The following is a 20579-nucleotide window of genomic DNA, read 5'->3' as shown; positions in this document are numbered from 1 at the left end:
AGCACTAGACTCATGGTATTCAACCATGAGCTTTTTTATGTTTGTGGCACACTATTTGTAGTTCAACCAAGGTGTACTTACTCATGAACCAGAGTCTGTTAGTCACAAAACGTGACGGACATAAAGAACGCATTGATCTCGATAAAATCCACAAGGTAATCACCTGGGCTGCGGAAGGCCTAAGTAACGTATCTGTTTCACAGGTGGAGTTACGTTCTCAGATTCAGTTTTATGATGGGATCAGAACATCTGATATTCACGAAACGATGATCAAAGCAGCTGCCGACTTGATTACTGGTGAAACACCAGACTATCAATACCTTGCTGCACGTCTAGCTATCTTTAACTTGCGTAAAAAAGCCTATGGCCAGTTTGAGCCGCCTGCACTCTATACGCACGTAAAACGCCTTGTTGAAATGGGCAAGTATGATAAGCATTTGCTGGAAGACTACACGCAAGCAGAGTTCGAGCAAATGGACGGTTTTATTGACCATTGGCGTGATATGAATTTCTCCTATGCAGCCGTTAAACAGCTCGAAGGAAAATATTTAGTTCAAAACCGTGTAACGGGTGAAATCTACGAAAGCGCACAGTTTTTATATATTTTAGTGGCGGCGTGTTTATTCTCCCATTACCCAAAAGAAACGCGTTTAGACTACATTCGTCGTTTCTATGATGCGGTTTCAACATTTAAAATTTCTTTGCCAACGCCAATCATGGCGGGGGTACGCACACCAACTCGTCAGTTCAGCTCTTGTGTCCTGATTGAGTGCGGTGACAGCCTTGATTCCATCAATGCGACATCAAGTGCAATTGTTAAATACGTTTCTCAACGCGCTGGAATTGGCGTAAATGCGGGCAGAATTCGCGCATTAGGTAGCCCAATACGCGGCGGTGAAGCATTCCACACAGGTTGTATCCCATTCTACAAACACTTCCAGACAGCGGTTAAATCATGCTCTCAAGGCGGTGTGCGTGGTGGTGCAGCAACATTATTCTACCCAATTTGGCATCTTGAAGTTGAAAGCCTGTTAGTCCTGAAAAATAACCGTGGTGTTGAAGGTAACCGTGTTCGTCATATGGATTACGGTGTGCAATTGAATAAATTAATGTACGAACGTTTAATTAAAAACCAAGACATTACCTTATTCAGCCCTTCTGATGTACCAGGTCTGTACGATGCATTCTTTGCTGACCAAGATGAATTCGAACGTTTGTATGTTCAATATGAACAAGATGAAACTATTCGTAAGTCCAGCGTAAAAGCCGTCGAATTGTTCTCATTAATGATGCAGGAACGTGCATCAACAGGCCGTATCTATATTCAAAACGTTGACCACTGTAATACACATAGTCCGTTTGACCCACAGGTTGCTCCCGTTCGTCAATCTAACCTATGTTTAGAAATTGCACTGCCAACTAAGCCGTTGAATAACATCAACGATGAAGAAGGCGAAATTGCATTATGTACGCTGTCTGCATTTAACTTAGGTGCAATTGATAGCCTTGATGAATTAGAAGAGTTAGCCATCTTAGCGGTGCGTGCTTTAGATGCCCTACTCGACTACCAAGACTACCCAATTATTGCGGCAAAACAAGGCTCTATGGGTCGCCGTACATTAGGTATTGGTGTGATTAACTATGCCTATTACTTAGCGAAACACGGTGTACGTTACTCCGACGGTAGCGCAAATAATTTAACGCACAAAACTTTTGAAGCTATTCAATATTATCTGTTAAAAGCATCAAACGATTTGGCGAAAGAACAAGGTGCATGCCCGTGGTTCAATGAAACGACCTATTCGCAAGGTGTATTACCTATCGACACCTATAAAAAAGAGCTCGATAAGTTAACCAATGAACCACTGCATTATGATTGGGAAGCACTGCGTAAAGATATTCAGACTTATGGCCTGCGTAACTCAACGCTGTCTGCTTTGATGCCTTCAGAGACATCTTCGCAAATTTCTAATGCAACCAATGGTATTGAGCCACCACGTGGCTACATCAGTATTAAAGCGTCGAAAGACGGTATCTTGCGCCAAGTGGTGCCAGATTATGAAAACTTGAAAGGGGCTTATGAACTGTTGTGGCAAATGCCATCTATCAGCGGCTACCTACAACTCGTTGGTATTATGCAGAAGTTTATCGACCAGTCGATTTCTGCTAACACAAACTATGACCCTACTCGTTTCGAGAGTGGTAAAGTACCAATGAATCAATTACTAAAAGATTTATTGCTCGCCTATAAGTTTGGTGTAAAAACACTTTACTACCATAACACCCGCGATGGTGCGGAAGATGTTCAGGGCGATCTGGAAGAAGTTGTTGAGTCAGCGGATTCCGATTGCGAAGGCGGCGCGTGTAAAATTTAATAGGAATTGTTATGTCACATACATATACAACGTTTTCACAGAAGAAAAATGACCAAATGCAGGAGCCGATGTTTTTCGGCCAACCTGTTAATGTGGCACGCTATGATCAGCAAAAATACCCGATTTTCGAAAAGCTGATTGAAAAACAGTTATCGTTTTTCTGGCGTCCTGAAGAAGTGGATGTATCACGCGACCGTATTGACTACAATGCGCTGCCAGATCACGAAAAACACATTTTTATCAGTAATTTGAAATACCAAACGCTGCTTGACTCTATTCAGGGTCGCAGCCCTAATGTGGCATTACTGCCGCTGATTTCAATTCCTGAGTTGGAAACATGGGTAGAAACGTGGGCGTTCTCTGAAACTATTCACTCACGTTCATACACGCATATTATTCGTAATATTGTGAATGACCCAGCGATTATTTTTGACGATATCGTTGAAAATGAAGAAATTTTAAAACGTGCGAAAGATATTTCGGGTTTTTACGATGACCTCATCGAAATGACCAACTACTATCACATGTTTGGTGAAGGCACGCATACTTGTAATGGCAAACAAATAACCGTTTCATTACGTCAGCTTAAGAAGCAGCTGTACCTGTGCTTAATGAGTGTTAACGCACTGGAAGCTATCCGCTTTTATGTGAGCTTTGCCTGTTCATTTGCGTTCGCAGAACGTGAACTCATGGAAGGCAACGCAAAAATCATCAAACTGATTGCACGTGATGAAGCGCTGCACTTAACAGGTACCCAACATATGTTGAACTTGTTACGTTCAGGCCAAGATGACCCTGAAATGGCAGAAATTGCAGCAGAGTGCGAACAAGAATGTTATGACTTGTTTGTGCAGGCAGCAGAGCAAGAAAAAGAGTGGGCCGATTACCTGTTCAGTGAAGGTTCAATGATTGGTCTGAATAAAGATATTCTGTGCCAATATGTTGAGTACATCACCAATATCCGTATGCAAGCTGTTGGTCTGAAGCTGCCTTTTGAGGCACGTTCTAACCCAATTCCATGGATCAATGCATGGCTGGTGTCAGATAACGTTCAAGTGGCACCACAAGAAGTTGAAGTAAGCTCTTACTTAGTTGGTCAAATTGACTCTGAAGTCAATACTGACGACCTGAGCGACTTCGAACTGTAATTATGGCTAGCCACAAAATCACCCTGCGACTCACGCAGGGTGTTCAAGTCCCCTACCATACAGAAGTTCATTCTTGCTTATTGGAAGCGCTAGAAGATAGCCGAGTACCTGTCGAGTATCAATGCCGTGAAGGTTACTGTGGCTCATGCCGTGTAACATTGTTGCGAGGAAAAGTAGGCTATAAGCGTAAGCCTCTAGCCTTTGTACAAGAAGGTGAAATTTTACCTTGTTGTTGCCATCCGCTTTCTGATATCGAGATTGGTTAGCATTATCAGCGATTGCACAGCTCTTCTATGCAATCGCTTTTAATCTATTTGTTCTTTATTAATTCGCCCTCGCTATTATAAATAGCCATAAAGCGCTGCAAATACCCAACCAAACACACAGGATACACCGACCCCAATTAACCCTGGTAAGATAAAGCTATGGTTGATGACGAATTTACCGATACGCGTCGTTCCTGAACGGTCGAATTGAATCGCCGCAAGGTCGCTTGGGTAAGTTGGTAAAATATAGTAACCATAACACGCGGGTGCTGATGCAATAATATACGCGGGGTCAACACCAATACCTAACGCGATAGGCACAACCGCGGCCAATGCCGCTGCTTGAGAATTAACAAACTTAGATACCAGTAATAAGATGACCGCATACGCCCATGGGAAGTCTTTCACTAAAGACCCCAGTGTACTTTTAATTTCATCCATATGGGCGCCGAACATGGTTTCTGCCATCCACGCAATACCATACACCGCCACAATCGCAATCATCCCCGAGCGGAATACTTCATTTTTCGAAATTTGCCCTGGATTGGTTTTACAGATAATGATGATGAGCGCACCCGCCAGCAACATAAACATCTGAATAACTAAAACCATCGATAACGGCTTGCCATTGACTAACGGCCTTAACTCAGAAAATGCGCCGAGTAATGCCACAACCACAATTGATGCTAAGAAAATCCACATCGCGACCCAGTTGATTTTCGGTAATTTTTTATCCAGCAATGTCACACTGCCACCATACACGTAATCATGGTTTTCAGGGACCGAAATAAATTCTTGGAATACAGGGTCTTTATCGAGATCTTTCCCTCTGAACCAACTAAAAATACCGATGGCTAAGATACCAATTAAGGTTGAAGGAATAGTAATTGCCAGTAAATCAAGGAATTCAAGAGACTTGCCATTAATAGTCACACCGTTAAGCATGGCAACTAGGGACACAACTGCAACAGAAACAGGGCTGGCGATGATCCCCATTTGTGCGCCAATACTACTTGCTGCCATTGGTCTTTCAGGACGGATATTATTTTTAATCGCCGCATCATAGATAATAGGTAAGATAGTATAAACAACATGCCCTGTACCACACAAAATGGTTAAGATACAAGTCACAAAAGGTGCCACAATAGAGATGTACTTTGGATTTTTCCGTAGTAATCGTTCTGCAATTTGTAGCATAACATCCAAACCACCTGATGCTTGTAACGTAGCTGATGCGGCAACAACAGCAATAATTACAAGCATAACATCAACAGGTGGTTTTCCTGGTGGTAATCCAAAACCAAATACTAAGATAACAAGACCTACCCCACCAAGAAGCCCTAATGCCATTCCCCCCTTTTTTGCCCCATAAAACAAGCAAACAAGGATAATGGCGAGTTGAATCATAAAGTCCATAGTTCCATCCTTTTATATGTATTTGCCTCCTATTATTGAGATGATTTTCAAGCATTAATTTGATTTATGATAATTTTAAAACCAATATAGTTTTATTTTTGTTGTGTTTATTTTGACCGCATCACACTATTTATCTTAAGTAACTGCGATACTAGCCAGTTCAAACAATAATTATGTAAAATCAATAAATTACATAACATTTCTTAACAAATAAGCCAAAATTAATTTACCTTTAGGTATCTTTATTCATCATTTTTCCTTTAGCTAACTAACCTTGATATTGGTCGGTTATTTATTATTATTTTGCCTCTAATTAGTGTACAAATAAATTTACACCAACTGTAATTTACATTTGACACAATTCGCACAATCGCATAATCTGCATCACTTATTAATTATTCAGATTCAATTAGAGGAACTTGTGAAGAATCGTACTCTTGGCAGTGTGTTAATCGTTGCAGGAACAACAATAGGTGCAGGGATGTTGGCAATGCCACTTGCCGCTGCAGGCGTCGGTTTTACAGGCATCGTCTGTTTGCTTGTTGGGTTATGGATGTTAATGAGCTATACCTCATTATTATTAGTCGAGGTCTACCAACATAACCCTGCAAATATGGGGTTAGGTACCGTAGCAAAAAAATACCTTGGTCCAGCAGGACAAATCGTCACGGGTTTAAGCATGTTGCTACTGATGTATGCGCTAACAACCGCTTATATTGGTGGGGCTGGCGTATTGATTTCTGACAGTCTTTCATCTTGGTGGGGGATTACCATCAGTACCGAAGCGGCCATTATCGCCTTCACAATTATTGGTGGAGCTGTTGTATGTATTGGTACCCATTCGGTTGATTTTATTAACCGAATTTTATTTACCGCCAAAACAATTTTCTTAATCATCATGTTAGTTGTTATGATGCCACATGCTGAAGCGGTGAACTTAAGCACCATGCCTATTGAAAAAGGTTTAATTCTCGCCGCTGTTCCCGTTATATTCACCTCATTTGGCTTCCACGGTAGTGTTCCTAGCTTAGTTAACTATATGAATGGTGATGTGCGTAAACTGCGTATGATTTTCATTACAGGTAGCGCAATTCCATTGGTTGCATATATCCTTTGGCAGGTAGCAACACTTGGCTCAATCCCCTCAACAACATTTTTAGGTATTTTAGCACAAGAGTCTGGCTTAAATGGCTTGCTAACTGCCATTCGTGATGTGGTAGCAACACCACGGGTCAATATTGCTGTTAGCCTATTTATGGACTTAGCACTTGCGACTTCTTTCTTAGGTGTTGCTTTAGGATTATTTGACTACCTTGCTGACTTATTTAAACGCAGTAATAGCTTATTTGGTCGTATTCAAACGGGCTTATTAACCTTCGCTCCGCCATTACTTGCGGCACTGTTCTTTAGTAGCTTCGTGCAAGCCTTAACATACGCAGCTGTGGCATTATCTGTCCTTGCTTTAATTATCCCCGCCCTGCTCACTATGCGTGTTCGCAAGGTAGAAGATAAAGGTGAATACCAAGTTAAAGGTGGCATGCCTGTTTTAGCGATAGTATTACTCTGTGGTATTACTGTTATTGCTATTCAGTTCTCGATTGTTGCGGGTTTTCTACCTAACGTCGGCTAATAAATTGGTAAATTAAGCCGTAATTTGGATAACTTCAAATTGCGGTTTTTCTTTTATTTGTCATCCCCATATTTCCAATAGCTTCCCTTCACTCTTTTATAGATCATATCAATCACGACGCCTCGAATATTGGCATTTAATATTTCAGTTCTCATTAAATGCTTATTATTGAAATTTATTTCTTTAATTACGTCATATACCGTAAATAATACTGAAAAGACAACCAAGCTACCTTGATTTACTGTTAACCAGAGGTTAATAAGGAAACTGTTAGACTCAACTAACTTTGAAGAAATCGTTCAAATTTTAGAGGAACAAACGGAACAACATAAGGAAACGATCATGAATATTGCACAACGCCTACAAAATAAAGGCCGCCAAGAAGGTATTCAGCAAGGAAGAGAAGAAGGTATTCAGCAAGGAAGAGAGGAAGGTATCGCTGAAGCCAAGATCACCATGGCAATCCAGTTGCTAAAAAATGGTGTTAGCCCTGAAATCATCATGAAAAGTACAGGGCTAAGTCATGATGTTTTGGCTTCATTACAATAACGCAATGAAAATCAACATGAATATCTAAGAAATCATAAACAAAAAGATAATAATTTGATTTAAAAGTATTTAATTGCAGCAAAATCAAGACCTATGCCCCTAGATGCAAATTACACAAGCAACTAAGGGCAATATAAACTAGATTACAACGCTAGAATGAAAGACCAGCCCCTAAATAAAGACCATCTGCAATTTTTTCATTCGACTTGTTGTGTGAGCCTTTCATTTCAATTATACGATAGCCCGCATCAATAGATAACGGTTTAAATACCGTATAACGTGCGCCCGCTTTTGCTTCAACATAAGACTTGCTACCTGAAGTTAGTGACTCTGGTGCACCATAGGCTTCACCATAAATATTCAGTGAAGGTAGAGCCTGCCAGTTTAAACCACCACCCACAGCTAATGCTGCACCACTGCTGTTATTATCAGGGGATAAATATAAACCTTTACCGCCAACATAAGCAGAAAAAGGCCCAATAGGGAGACCAAATGTAGCGCCTAAACTGCCCATTTGACCATCATGGTCACTACGCGCCCAAGAACCATTAAACGCGAGGCCTGCATTTTGATTGCCTAAACCCGCTGATAATTCAGTATAGTGTTTGCCAGCTTGTGCGCTCACAGAAACAGCTTGAGCAGAATTCATAAAAAATGGGGACATCGCCGCCACTAATAACACCACTTTGCGCATTATTTTATCCTCTTTAAATTATTACCTACGGATATTACGCGATTTACACACGTTTCTCAGCCTTAATTACTCAGATTTACGCAACCTATTCAGCCAAAAGATAATTTCATCGCACCTAAGTCAGATTTAAATTTTAAATCTGTATCTTAAAAATCCAGCTTATCTCACATTCAATCACAGTAATTGGTTATATTAATTAGATAATCATATCAATAATTACTATACTGAATCACAAGTTTATTGTAGTGGTATTTTTGTTTTATTACAAAATAATAACTTTTTAGTTAGGTTTATGTAGTCATTAAATTCAAAATCAGGAGCATTGTGATGAAGAAAAAAGGCCTTACGACTGCCTCTGGCGCACCCGTCGCCAATAATAATAATGTCATGACCGCAGGTAAACGCGGCCCAATGTTGTTACAAGATGTCTGGTTCTTAGAAAAATTAGCCCATTTTGACCGCGAAGTGATCCCTGAAAGACGTATGCACGCCAAAGGATCTGGTGCATTTGGTACATTTACCGTCACCCACGATATTACGCCTTATACCCGCGCTAAAATTTTCTCTGAAGTAGGCAAAAAAACAGAAATGTTTGCCCGTTTTTCAACAGTAGCTGGCGAGCGTGGTGCTGCTGATGCAGAGCGTGATATTCGTGGTTTTGCACTCAAGTTTTACACTGAAGAAGGCAACTGGGACATGGTGGGTAACAACACACCTGTGTTCTACTTTCGGGACCCATTAAAATTCCCTGATTTAAACCACGTCGTAAAACGCGATCCTCGCTCCAACTTACGAACAATGGAACATAAATGGGCATTTTTCTCCCAATTACCCGAGTCTTTACACCAATTAACGATCGATGCTAGTGACCGTGGTATTCCACAAAGCTACCGCCATATGCACGGTTTTGGTAGCCACACTTACAGCTTTATCAATGCCAATAATGAACGTTTCTGGGTGAAATTCCACTTCCGCTGCCAACAAGGTATCGAAAACCTTTCCGATGAACAGGCTGAACAACTCGTGGGGAAAGATAGAGAAAGTTCACAGCGCGATTTATTTGAATCGATTGAAAAAGGGGATTTCCCTCGCTGGAATTTGCAAGTACAAATAATGCCTGAAAAAGAAGCTTCAAAGGTCCCTTATAACCCATTTGACCTGACTAAGGTTTGGCCACACAAAGACTATCCATTAATTGATGTAGGATATTTTGAACTAAACCGTAATCCAGATAATTACTTTGCTGATGTTGAGCAAGCTGCATTTAGCCCTGCTAACGTAGTGCCTGGTATTGGTTTCTCACCAGACAGAATGCTTCAAGGGCGTCTCTTCTCTTACGGTGATGCTCATCGTTACCGTCTTGGTGTTAACCATCATCAAATTCCTGTGAATGCGCCACGTTGCCCATTCCATAATTATCACCGTGATGGTGCAATGCGTGTTGATGGTAATAGCGGAAATCATGTTACCTATGAGCCAAACGAAGCGGGTTTATTCCAAGAACAACCTGATTTTAGTGAACCACCATTATCTATTGAAGGTGCCGCTGACCACTGGGATCATCGTGAAGACCAAGACTATTTCAGCCAACCACGCGCATTATATGAATTATTAGATGATGCCGAACACCAACGTATGTTTAAACGTATTGCTGGTGAGCTAATTGATGCCACAGAAGCCACGCAAGTGCGCCAAATTGCGTTATTCAAACAAGTTCACCCAGAATACGGTGCAGGTGTTGAGAAAGCGTTGAATGAATTAAAGAAATAAAAATATACCACGACGGGTAATCTGCCCGTCGTATTTCGTTCCCTACCTCCCTTCTGTATTTACATTCATTAATTCAAGCGATCTACTCTCCCTACTTTAAATTTAGGTTAAGTAAAGACAAAGTGAATTGGTATTTGGATGTATTAAGAAATAACTATGCAAATTTTGAAGGGCGCGCTAAACGTAAAAAGTATTGGATGTTTACATTATTCAACCCGATTATCTTTTTGGTATTGATTATATTAATCAGTATTTCAATGGATAGCTATACAGTTGAAATTGGTAGTATCGGCTATATTGCCTCCATTATATTAGTTATCTATAGCTTAGGGATTATTGTGCCAAGCATCGCCGTCACCATTAAACACTTGCACGATATAGACAAATCAGGCTGGTGGTATCTTATCTCATTTGTTCCTTTCGGTGGGATTGTCTTATTTGTTTTTAGCATTCTTGATGGTACTCCGAGTAATAATCGATTTGGTCCAGATCCAAAGGCCTAATTTTTTACTTATCAAGCCGATTCCTCGGCTTGATACTCTCAGTACAAGCAATATTGCCTACCCACAAACATTTTTATTCAGCTCATCAACCTTGAGCTAAAACCCAGCTTTTCACTTGCTGGCGAGACACTTTAATTCCCCCACTCTTTAAGCTAGGCTCTAACTGATAAAAGCTTTTCGGGTATTGATAGGGAGCAAGTTTGTCTTTTAACCAAACGGATAATTCACTGAGTGGTAAATCTGAGTCGCACTCCACCACGGCAACAGGGCGTTGACCAAATTCGGTATCATCAATGGGAATAATAAAACTTTGCGATACATTAGGGTGAGAATTAATGACTGCTTCAATATCTTCGGGTTGAACGCACTCCCCACCACTAATAAAGAGATTATCGAGGCGACCGAGTATTTGATACTCACCATCAATAAATGCGCCTTTATCATTCGTTTTAAACCAGCCATCAATACAATTTAAAGGCTTAATTTTACCGTCAAACCAATAGCCTAGAGCCTGACTCGTTGACTTAACTTGAACTTCATCAGCAACAACACGAATTTGTTTCCCTTTTAACGGTAGGCCTACACCACGTTTACCATCTGCACGCTTAGCACACACTGTCGAGGCCATTTCAGTCATACCATAGCCGCTCCAACATGCGATACCTCGACTTTCAGCTAAATCTGTTAATGCAACAGGAATAGAGGCTCCCCCCAACAACACTTCTTTAAGGGACAGTTGGCTGTCAAACTCACCATTAAGTAAACGCCATAATTGTGTTGGCACCAATGAAGCGTGAGTCACTCCTTGCAAAGCATCTATTAGTGGCGCACTTTTTAATGCGAGCGTTCCCCCTTTAAGCAGCCAACGCCAAACAATCCCTTGCCCAGAAACATGAAAAAGCGGTAGGGAAAGTAACCAACAATCACCCTGTTGGTAGTCCATCGCATTAACGACGCCATCTGCGCTACTGAGGTGCGCCTCAACGCTATGAACCGCCGCTTTAGGTAAGCCAGTTGATCCAGAGGTTAATATTAGTGTGGCTGGTTGTGTCACATGAATCTGAAAATTAACTGGCTGAAACTCATCATCACCAATAAAGTGGTAATACAGCTGATAGTCAAGATTTCGGTAATTTGAAAGTGTCTCAATATCATCAGTAAAATCAATCACGAAACTGATATCAAGATGGGGTAATAATTCCCTCAGCGTCCGTTCAGGTATCTTAGGGTTAAGAAGAAGAACACGCGCACCACAGGCAATCAGCGCCAGTTGGCTAAGTAATAACTCAACCGAGTTTTTACCCCGAAGAGCCACACATTGACCGTTCGTCACACCTTGCATTGAAAAATAGGTGACAAGATCTTTAACCTGTTGATTAAGTGAGTCCCAGGTTAGGCTCTCACAATCTGACTGTAAAGCAATTGAATTGGGTTGAAGATTGGCCCAATGCTGCCAAGGCCAATCTCTAAACTGCGTTAACTCTGCCATACAATGGTTAAGTCTTCTAACTGCTGTAATGGAATATCGCACTGCGGCCAAGGGCGGATTAACTGTGATTGAATTAAAGAAACCGTATCAAGGCCAGGGATAGTATTAGGTGTTAACCAATGCGCAACGCGAGCTAGCTGAGTTAAGCCAAAACTGCTTTCAATGGACGAGCTAATCACTGCTTGTAAGCCAAGGCGATGAGCATCTTCAACTAAAGAACGGCAATAGGCTAAGCTACCCGTAAGTGTTGGTTTAATCACAATTGCCGCAACACCCGCTTGAGCTTCCACCTTGAACCCCTCTTCTCGCACACTTTCATCCCATGCAATGTTAATGCCCGTATCAACAGCAAATTGCAGAGACTCTTCACGCGTTTTACACGGCTCTTCTAAGAATGCGATACGATCACGATAGTCAGGGTTAACATATTTAGCAAACCCGTCCGCTTTCGTTCGTGTCCAACTGCGATTTGCATCAAGGCGTAGTTTGAGCTCAGGCACCGCTTCTAGCAACAAATTTGCTACCATGCCATCACGCACGGCCTCATATAAGCCCACTTTAACTTTCGCAACTTTTTCGCCTTCCATCGCATCAAGGCTTAAAATTAAGTCATCAGGATCACCACTACACAGTGGTGCTTTGCGATAGTCTGCGTCTTGGGGCAATTCGCCAGTTAGCTCAGCCACAGCACAACTACATCCAAATGCCACGGAAGGAAGTGGACTATCAGAAATTTTGCCGTCTTTCACCCATTCATTCAGGCGAACAATGGTTTCAGCGGTCGCTTCTTCCAAAGTTTCTTGACTGAATTCAGGTAGAGGTGAAATTTCCCCCCAACCTTCGTTATCCCCATCTTGCAAGCACACCAAAAGCCCATCACGTGTTTTGAGGCGTTGATAACGAAGGATAACACCTGCCTCCATAGGCAGGCTGAACGAATAAATTTTGGCTTTACGCATTACGGGTTACGCTTATATTTAGAGAAGTCAGGCGCACGTTTTTCGTTGAAGGCATTACGGCCTTCTTGACCTTCATCAGTCATATAGAACAGCATCGTCGCATTACCCGCCAATTCTTGCAGGCCTGCTTGGCCATCACAGTCCGCATTTAATGCTGCTTTCAAGCAACGCAGTGCCATTGGGCTATTCTCTAACATTTCACGACACCAGCGAACGGTTTCTTTTTCTAATTCTGCGTAAGGAACGACGGTATTAACCAGCCCCATATCTAATGCTTCTTTTGCATCATATTGACGGCATAAGAACCAGATTTCACGCGCTTTTTTCTGCCCTACAATACGCGCCATGTAAGATGCACCCCAACCGCCGTCAAAAGAACCTACTTTTGGCCCTGTTTGACCAAAAATCGCGTTATCCGCCGCAATCGTTAAATCACACATCATATGTAAAACATGACCGCCACCAATGGCAAAACCAGCAACCATTGCAACGACAGGTTTTGGACAGGTGCGAATTTGGCGTTGAAAATCTAAAACGTTTAAGTGATGAGTACCACTTTCATCACGGTATCCACCGTAATCACCGCGAATTTTTTGGTCACCGCCAGCGCAAAAAGCTTTTTCACCTTCACCCGTTAAAATAATAGTACCAATGTGGTCATCATAACGTGCGTCAGATAAGGCTTGGATCATCTCTTTAACCGTTTGAGGACGAAACGCATTGCGCACTTGCGGGCGATTAATCGTAATTTTCGCGATCCCTTCGGGGGATTTATGATACAGAATATCGTCAAACCCTTCGGAGCAATCTTGCCATTCAATAGGTGCGTACAGTTTTTCTTCGCTTGGATAAATCATTCTCAAATTCCTTTAACCACAGTGTGATAAAAAATGGTGAAGTGCAGTTGCATAGCCCACAGGATTTTCTCGATGAGCATTATGCCCTGCATTTTCAATCAGCGTTAATGGCAATGTGTATTGTTGCGAAACGCTTCGAAACTTTTGATCTCGCTCTCCACAAAAATAGTGGTACGGGCAAGATAATTGATGCAAATTTGGCACTAAAAACGGCTGCTGAGATAACGATGTACTCTCAAGCATGTCCGCAATACCTTGCGGATTATTTTCTTGACGCAATTCAATCAGTTTATTTCTCTGTTCTGGTGATAAATCCGCAAAAACAGCTTGTTGGTACCAATCATTTAGTACCTTTTTTATGGACTCTGTGCGAAAACGTTGTGCCCATGCTTTATCATTCTTTTCACGGTCGCGTCTCGCCTGCATGTCATCCAACCCAACATTTCCGCCCTCTATAACCAACCCTAATAAACCTTTTGGCTGGTAAAAGCAGGCAAAATGCATAGCAAGGCGAGCTCCCAATGAATAACCTATCAAGTAATATTCATCAACATGATGATATTGCAGAAGTGCATTTAATTGCTCATCGAAGTGTTCGAAACCTTGACACGTCTCTTTCTGCGAAGCACCGTGTCCAGGCAAATTAATGGCTAGTGATCGGTAATCATTAAACTGTCTAATCACAGGAAGCCAATCATCTGCACTCCCCAGCAACCCATGAAGCCAAATGAGCCAAGGACCTGATTTTTCTGGATTGTACTGTGTAGCTGTTAGCATTATAGCTCCGAGACGACGCTGAGTAGCTGTTGTAACGTTCGAGCACCCTCATCACTGTCCACAACCAACTCCACAACCAATGTACCATACTGATTATGCCAAAATTGCTGGACAGTATTCTTTAAGCTTTCCCAATCTGTCGGGGCACAATACTGCAAGCCAAACATTTTTGCTGCAGGTTCAAAGCTGACATTCTGCGGCATACAATAATAATTTTGTCTCGCGTCAGCTGGGGTTGGCAGCATAGAGAATATTTGGCCGCCATTGTTATTGACAATAACCAAAATGGTCGGCGCTGAAGGTTTTCGTAATAACGCGAGGCTATTTAAGTCATATAAAGCTGACAGATCCCCCACAATACCTAAGGTCGGTCTCGCCGTTGCACGCTGAACACCTGCCAATGTAGAAATTAATCCATCAATACCACTAGCTCCTCGATTGCTATAAACGGGATAGCTAACAGGTAGTTGTGCGAATGAATCAATTAAGCGTACGATTAAACTATTACCCACAAATAATTGTCCACGCGGAGGAAGTAGTTCTGGGAGTTGATGTGCAACTGCGGCTTCAGAAAATTGACCTGAAAGTTGTTTTTCAACACAATTTTGAGTTTTCTCAGCAAGGCTCAATAATGCTTCACACCATAAGCTGCGCGGCTGAGCGGGATGGTTATCAAGCCAGCCCTTAATCGAACAAGTCAACTTGCGGCCCCTGTGATTCGCAGGGTCTAAACGTTGTGGTATTGAGTCCACAATCCAGTACTCTTTCGGTTGGCAATTCGCTTGCCATTGCAACAAACGTTTACCTGTAATACTTGAGCCAAACTGCACCACTAATTCAGCACTCTGCAATATAGCTTGAGCACTCGGGTTTTGTAACCATAAATCACTGCAAGGATAGGGCTGCCCCGTTTGAGATAACACATCACCAAGAACGGGCCAGCCCAACTCTTGAGCCCACAGGGCAACTAATTCGCCTTCAGTAGCATTCATTCGCCCTGCGATGACAACACCCTTTTTCTGACGCCAAAAGTACCAATCCGCCACGAGTGCAACCGTATGTGTTAACGGCTCACTTAACCATGGGTGATTTGAGTTCCACCAATCACCTAATGTTTGCTGCCATTCATACTCCCCCTCATTTTCGCCATAGAGGGGTTCAGCAAATGGGCAGTTAATATGAAAAGCACCATGATGGAGTTGGTTCATGCCGTTATCAACAGCAGTCACCAGCCATTTAGCGGAAATATCTCTCGTTGGACGAGGCAGCATCAATGACTGAGTCGGATGCGAAGCAAATATATGGGTTTGGCGAATAGCTTGATTTGCACCACAATCAATCAGTTCAGGAGGACGGTCAGCTGTCAAAAAAATAACGTTTTCACCCGTTAACCCAGCTTCTATCAATGAAGGATACAAATTAGCCACCGCAGTACCTGAAGTCACTATCACGCCGACAGGCTCACCGCTTGCCTTAGCCAGTCCGAGCGCAAGATGACCTAAGCCACGCTCATCAAAATGCGTATGGCAATGCAATTTTGGATTGTTACTTGCCGCTAACGTTAAAGGCGTCGAACGGGAGCCTGGCGCGATACAAATGTGTTTCATACCATGACGGCTAAGTGCTTCAATGATCACTTCAGCCCAACGGATATTAAATGCAGAATTCGACATAATATGCTCAGCAAATTATTAATTATCAATCAGTTTAGACTGATAGAAAAAAGTTTCTTGATCTCAGAACAATTTTTGATGAACTAATTGAAAATAAAAAGGAATAACCTTTTTTATTCTAAGGTTTTTAGCCATTACCAAACAACGATTTTAAACCCGCTGCTTTATTTTCAATTTCTTCCCACTCTTGTTCAGGAGCTGAATCTCTCACTATGCCAGCGCCTGAGTATAATGAAACTTGCGAACCATTAATTTGCGCACAGCGCAAAGAAACGGCAAACTCGCTTTTATTTAAGCTAATAAATCCGCCTGTTCCCGCATACCAGCCACGAGAAAAAGGTTCATTCTTTGCAAGAAATTGCCTTGCTGCCTGTCGTGGTAAGCCACATACAGCGGCTGTTGGCTGAAGTCGTTGCAAACAATCGCTGTCTGAAGGCTCAATCAGCGTTGCCACGATAGAACGATATAAATGTTGAATTTTTCTCAAGCGGATCACTTTCGCCGATGAAACATCTACTCCCGTAACAGCCCCTTGCAATTGTTGGCAAATATCATCCACGACAACTAAATTCTCGTGTTGATTTTTTTTGTCTTCCATTAACCATTTTGCTTGTTCCGCCGCAATGTTATCATCAGGATCATTCGCCACTGTACCAGCTAGAGCCTCTGAATTAAGCTGTGTCCCCTGCCTCAGATATAAACGTTCTGGCGTCGAAGAAATAAAGCCCGAATGTTTGTCAAACGCCATCATAAAATGGTAACAATAGTGGTTAACTTGTTGACTGGCAGATAAAAGCTCCGCGACTGAAATCGCATTTGATAGTGTGAGTTGGGTCTCCCGCGCCATAACCACTTTTTCCATCTTACCTGCTTTCATATCGCTAATGGCGCAATTTAATAAACGGCACCATTCATCATGGCAAGGAATATGTTTTTGCTCAGTAATCGACGCAGAAAGCGTTAGTGAGACATCTGGTGCCGCTGTCAGTTGCGAAAGAAATAAAATTGCAGCCTGAATGTCATCTTTTCCATCAATATTCAAGTTCACATTAATTGTTGAGCGCAGCCGATGAATCTCTAAACGCGGGAGAAAACAATATGTTGCTTGCTGTTTTTCTTCATCTGTGAGGCCATCCCCCACTGCATTCCAACCATTTAAGCCCCACAAACGCACATCAGGTATCTGTGGGTTTTGGGATAAGAAATATTCGGCATCCTCAATAGAGCAAAAGGATTTAACACGTCCCAACGCACTGCATTCCTCTGCACCTGTACGTTGATACCAATAAAATTGCGGGTAACAAGCTTGCGAAGATAACCATGCTAAACCAGGAAAAATGGTTTGCTCGTCAAGTTGCCAAACAAGTCGTACGTATTCTTTGTTTCCCAGTGCCAATGTAGACAAGTGTTCCAGAATTTCAGCTATTACATTATCAATTTTTTTATTTATCACTTTAGATCCCTACTGCCACAGCACATAGATTTACACCAATTATTATATAGCGCAATGTAATGCATTAATACATTGATTAATTATTGTATCTATAACTAGTCTCCCACAAGCACGCCTTTACTTATTCACAAAGACCAGCCAAAGCTGAGATTCGGTGCTCTGCTTGCATCTAGTATAGTTTATTCTAACAATTATATAATGACATATTCATTTAATTAATTGATATTTTGTGGCTTTATCACTGTTCTTGGGATTACATTACCGATTTATTGGCCAATCAACTGCTTTACATCATCGATGCCAAGGATTAAATGGGGAGCGGACATTAATTCGTATAAAATATACTCGATTCTATTTATCGTATTTCATTATGAAACATATCATTAATATCAATTGAACACGGAAAGTACAATACCTTATCTTATGGTACGATACTTTCTCCCTATCCTCTTTCCATATAAGATTATTTTTATAAAATTAATCTTTCTATTAATTAAGCTAATTTTATAAATACAAATTTTTACTATTGTGATACGCACATTGAGTTATTTTTTAGCGATGATTTTCATTTTTTAGTATCAACCCCCGTCATCACTTTCTAGTAGGTTATTCAATATAAAGCGCTCACCTTATGCTTTACCAATGATTAATTTCCATTGAATAGAACTAATTCAGACACCTACTGTACATACGTCTCCAAACAATGAATCAAGTTAAAAATTCATTACTCATTAACTTAATAAATCTGGAATTCATAATGTATATTCAAGAAAACTATGACCGAATTATTGAAAAAGAAAATATAGGAAATGCAACATTAGCATTGTTAACTAACCAAGATACGCTTTCTGCGCGTTCCGCAGGTATATTTACCTTAGATGATTTAGTCAATATTCATAAACATGTTCGTTTCGCACTTTCTCTTCCTTTACGAGAAATAGATATTTTGAAATGGTTTGGTATCAATGATTCAACAGAACTACCAATTAACCATCATGATTTAACAAGTGCAATTATTGATATTCGAAATCATGCAAATAGTTGGGATAATGTAGAACAACAAGTTAAAGAACAATCTGTTAATTTATCACTGACAAGTCGCAATATTACACAAACAGGAAATCAGATAATTGAATATATTAACCACATGCCTATTTTGCAAAGAATATCCGATAGTTTAGATGATTTAACCACAAATGACTTAGATAAAATAACCTATCAAAATGATGACCAACAAATTGCTACTGAGCTTGTTAGTATTTTAAATATAATTAAAAATGACATTAAGCAGCAATCAATAAAGACAATAAAAATTAAAAATACAGTATCAGATTTTAGAGCTTACATTACAGGTGGATACCTCTCAAATTTTGAGCATGTTGAATCACTTCTATTTAATATAAAAGGTATTTATCAGCAACTCGAACCGACCAATCAAGATAGCTCCGAATCATTTTTGAAAGAACTGATTGAATTTAAAAAGCAAGATATTATACAACTAGAACAAGAATATTCTCACTTTATTAAATTGTGTTTTACTGGATTAGCTGGCGGAATTATTGGCCTAGTCATTACCAGCAGTATTTTTGGACCTAAAGCCGATTCGATAAGAGCCAGAAAAAATGAACTACTGAAAGAAATTGCCGAAATAAACACCAAGATAAACAATGAAAAATTAATTCAAAAAACAATTTTCGATATCCAACTTAACTTACATAAACTTGAGGGACTATTTAAAGATGCTAGATTAGCTATTGACCACCTTGACTATATGTGGCTAGTTATTTTAACAGAAATAAAACAATCAATTGATATTTTTCAGCGAATAAACAATGCAGATAAACTCATTCGATTTATTGCCCAGTTCAAGAAAATTATTATGTCTTGGAGTTCAATTCAAGATTACTCAGTTCATTTAATTACATTATTTGATGAGCTACAAAAAAAATAACACATCATCTCAATAAAAGGCATTAATATGCATGACAACCTTGATTTACCAATGTTACCCCCTATTGATATTTATCAGTTAAGATGTATTTCAAATAATATCGTTGCATTTAATAAAAGCATCATGAGTTATGATTATATTATTTACGGACGAATTCAAAAAATCGCAATTAAAACAGAGCGTCTCAATGAGTTGATCCGGAATTCGATTCCAATATTACGCATCAAAATTAATTATATAATAGACAATGAGTTAAATAACCCCCAAAGCTCAACAACCAGCGAAGATAACTATTCAGATATTAAAAAACAACTTCTAACCGCCAATTTTATTGATGATTTAATGGATGCAAAGTTAGAATTAGAAAAACTTATTTCAAAAATACGCTACGCAAATGAATCACTACTGATCTTTCACCTTAACGAACCTAATAAGTTAAAACTAACCCAGTACACTAGCCAAAAAGAAATCCTTTTGACATCCAAGCACAGTATGCAAGCTAAAATAAATGATTTACACAAGAATTATTCTATTATTATGGCTGCTGAAGATATTGTTTTGCGAGCAAAGCTAACTGATTTTTTTGATAAGTATTTTAAAGGGAAAGAGTTAATTGACGCTCTAAACATCCCCCCAAATAAAAAAGATATTTTAAAATCAGCAATTAGTTATATTAGAAACCTGCTAACAATGGTAGATGATGGCCTTGAATTTGCTAAATTAGTTGATGTTAGATTGTACTTAAATGACCAAATTATTGAGCACAAAGAAGAACTTAATACCATTGATACAAATATTTTTAGACTCACACAACTAATGTCTCTTTCCAATGAAGTTACTGCCATCGATTTACATAAACAAACCATTATCCACCAAGTTGGATTACTCAAAAATTACTGGGAGTCATGGTGTCAATATATTAGTGAAAAGATATCAGAACAACCCCTTAACTTAGTACAAATCAATACGGCAAGCCAAATGCTGATGACTTATTTGAATGATGTGGAATATCAATACCAACGCCAGCTACCCGATTAAAAAAAAACCGGTTACTTTGCAGTAACCGGCT

General features: G+C 40.4%; 17 protein-coding genes. 9 read left to right on the top strand and 8 right to left on the bottom strand.

The genetic code is table 11. The features are described 5' to 3' along the window. The first annotated feature begins 83 nt into the window (after positions 1–83). Genes nrdA through yfaE form a run of 3 tightly spaced genes read left to right on the top strand, consistent with a single transcriptional unit; the run spans position 84 to position 3789 of the window. The gene (gene nrdA, locus AABS66_RS04150) at positions 84–2375 is read left to right on the top strand and encodes a class 1a ribonucleoside-diphosphate reductase subunit alpha (RefSeq protein ID WP_206082326.1); all 2292 of its coding nucleotides are present in this window, start codon (positions 84–86) and stop codon (positions 2373–2375) included. A gap of 11 nt (positions 2376–2386) precedes the next feature. Further along, complete coding sequence (gene nrdB / locus AABS66_RS04145) at positions 2387–3523, top strand: class Ia ribonucleoside-diphosphate reductase subunit beta (RefSeq protein WP_206082327.1); 1137 nt, start codon at positions 2387–2389, stop codon at positions 3521–3523. Between the two features lie 2 nt (positions 3524–3525). Continuing rightward, on the top strand, positions 3526–3789 hold the full coding sequence (yfaE, locus tag AABS66_RS04140) for a class I ribonucleotide reductase maintenance protein YfaE (RefSeq protein WP_206082328.1): 264 nt from the start codon (positions 3526–3528) through the stop codon (positions 3787–3789). A gap of 75 nt (positions 3790–3864) precedes the next feature. On the opposite strand, the gene AABS66_RS04135 is transcribed toward yfaE, so the two are convergent. Next, positions 3865–5205, bottom strand: coding sequence for an anaerobic C4-dicarboxylate transporter (locus AABS66_RS04135; RefSeq protein ID WP_206082329.1), 1341 nt, complete (start codon positions 5203–5205; stop codon positions 3865–3867). Between the two features lie 481 nt (positions 5206–5686). Between AABS66_RS04135 and tyrP the strand changes: the two genes are divergently transcribed. Then, positions 5687–6835, top strand: coding sequence for a tyrosine transporter TyrP (gene tyrP, locus AABS66_RS04130; RefSeq protein ID WP_272539635.1), 1149 nt, complete (start codon positions 5687–5689; stop codon positions 6833–6835). Between the two features lie 342 nt (positions 6836–7177). Then, positions 7178–7384: a hypothetical protein gene (locus AABS66_RS04125; RefSeq protein WP_349422365.1), complete on the top strand. Its 207-nt coding sequence runs from the start codon at positions 7178–7180 to the stop codon at positions 7382–7384. 151 nt (positions 7385–7535) lie between these two features. Here the strand turns inward: AABS66_RS04125 and AABS66_RS04120 are convergent, their stop codons facing one another. After that, positions 7536–8078, bottom strand: a complete 543-nt coding sequence (locus tag AABS66_RS04120; RefSeq protein WP_206082332.1) for a YfaZ family outer membrane protein — start codon at positions 8076–8078, stop codon at positions 7536–7538. Between the two features lie 327 nt (positions 8079–8405). Here AABS66_RS04120 and AABS66_RS04115 point away from each other — a divergent pair, with 327 nt between their 5' ends. Continuing rightward, positions 8406–9848, top strand: coding sequence for a catalase (locus tag AABS66_RS04115; RefSeq protein ID WP_206082333.1), 1443 nt, complete (start codon positions 8406–8408; stop codon positions 9846–9848). Between the two features lie 122 nt (positions 9849–9970). After that, the gene (locus AABS66_RS04110; RefSeq protein WP_430224604.1) at positions 9971–10351 is read left to right on the top strand and encodes a DUF805 domain-containing protein; all 381 of its coding nucleotides are present in this window, start codon (positions 9971–9973) and stop codon (positions 10349–10351) included. 85 nt (positions 10352–10436) lie between these two features. Here AABS66_RS04110 and menE read toward each other — a convergent pair whose 3' ends face one another. The 6 genes from menE to AABS66_RS04080 form a co-directional block, all read right to left on the bottom strand. Beyond that, complete coding sequence (gene menE, locus AABS66_RS04105; protein ID WP_430224603.1) at positions 10437–11840, bottom strand: o-succinylbenzoate--CoA ligase; 1404 nt, start codon at positions 11838–11840, stop codon at positions 10437–10439. Beyond that, positions 11828–12799 carry an o-succinylbenzoate synthase gene (gene menC, locus AABS66_RS04100; protein ID WP_430224602.1) on the bottom strand — a complete coding sequence of 324 codons (972 nt, stop codon included), beginning with the start codon at positions 12797–12799 and terminating at the stop codon, positions 11828–11830. Before menC ends, menE begins: the two co-directional genes overlap by 13 nt. After that, a complete protein-coding gene (menB, locus tag AABS66_RS04095; RefSeq protein ID WP_206082336.1) occupies positions 12799–13656 on the bottom strand; it encodes a 1,4-dihydroxy-2-naphthoyl-CoA synthase in 858 nt (285 codons plus the stop codon). Before menB ends, menC begins: the two co-directional genes overlap by 1 nt. A 12-nt stretch (positions 13657–13668) precedes the next feature. Beyond that, on the bottom strand, positions 13669–14433 hold the full coding sequence (menH, locus tag AABS66_RS04090) for a 2-succinyl-6-hydroxy-2,4-cyclohexadiene-1-carboxylate synthase (protein WP_272539639.1): 765 nt from the start codon (positions 14431–14433) through the stop codon (positions 13669–13671). After that, positions 14433–16106, bottom strand: a complete 1674-nt coding sequence (menD, locus tag AABS66_RS04085; RefSeq protein ID WP_206082338.1) for a 2-succinyl-5-enolpyruvyl-6-hydroxy-3-cyclohexene-1-carboxylic-acid synthase — start codon at positions 16104–16106, stop codon at positions 14433–14435. The genes menH and menD overlap by 1 nt, the downstream gene beginning before the upstream one ends. Before the next feature lie 127 nt (positions 16107–16233). Further along, positions 16234–17559 (bottom strand): isochorismate synthase, encoded by a 1326-nt coding sequence (locus tag AABS66_RS04080; protein WP_206082339.1) that lies wholly within the window; start codon positions 17557–17559, stop codon positions 16234–16236. Positions 17560–18316: 757 nt separating this feature from the next. Here AABS66_RS04080 and AABS66_RS04075 point away from each other — a divergent pair. Both AABS66_RS04075 and AABS66_RS04070 read left to right on the top strand, forming a co-directional pair. After that, a complete protein-coding gene (locus tag AABS66_RS04075) occupies positions 18317–19510 on the top strand; it encodes an alpha-xenorhabdolysin family binary toxin subunit A (RefSeq protein ID WP_430224601.1) in 1194 nt (397 codons plus the stop codon). A gap of 27 nt (positions 19511–19537) precedes the next feature. Next, complete coding sequence (locus AABS66_RS04070; RefSeq protein WP_206082341.1) at positions 19538–20548, top strand: alpha-xenorhabdolysin family binary toxin subunit B; 1011 nt, start codon at positions 19538–19540, stop codon at positions 20546–20548. Positions 20549–20579 lie beyond the last annotated feature (31 nt).

Source organism: Providencia sp. SP181 (genome assembly GCF_050446505.1).
Taxonomy (GTDB): Bacteria; Pseudomonadota; Gammaproteobacteria; order Enterobacterales; family Enterobacteriaceae; genus Providencia; species Providencia vermicola.
The sequence above is the reverse complement of the archived record's forward strand: the minus strand, read 5'-3'. Positions and strand labels throughout refer to the sequence as shown.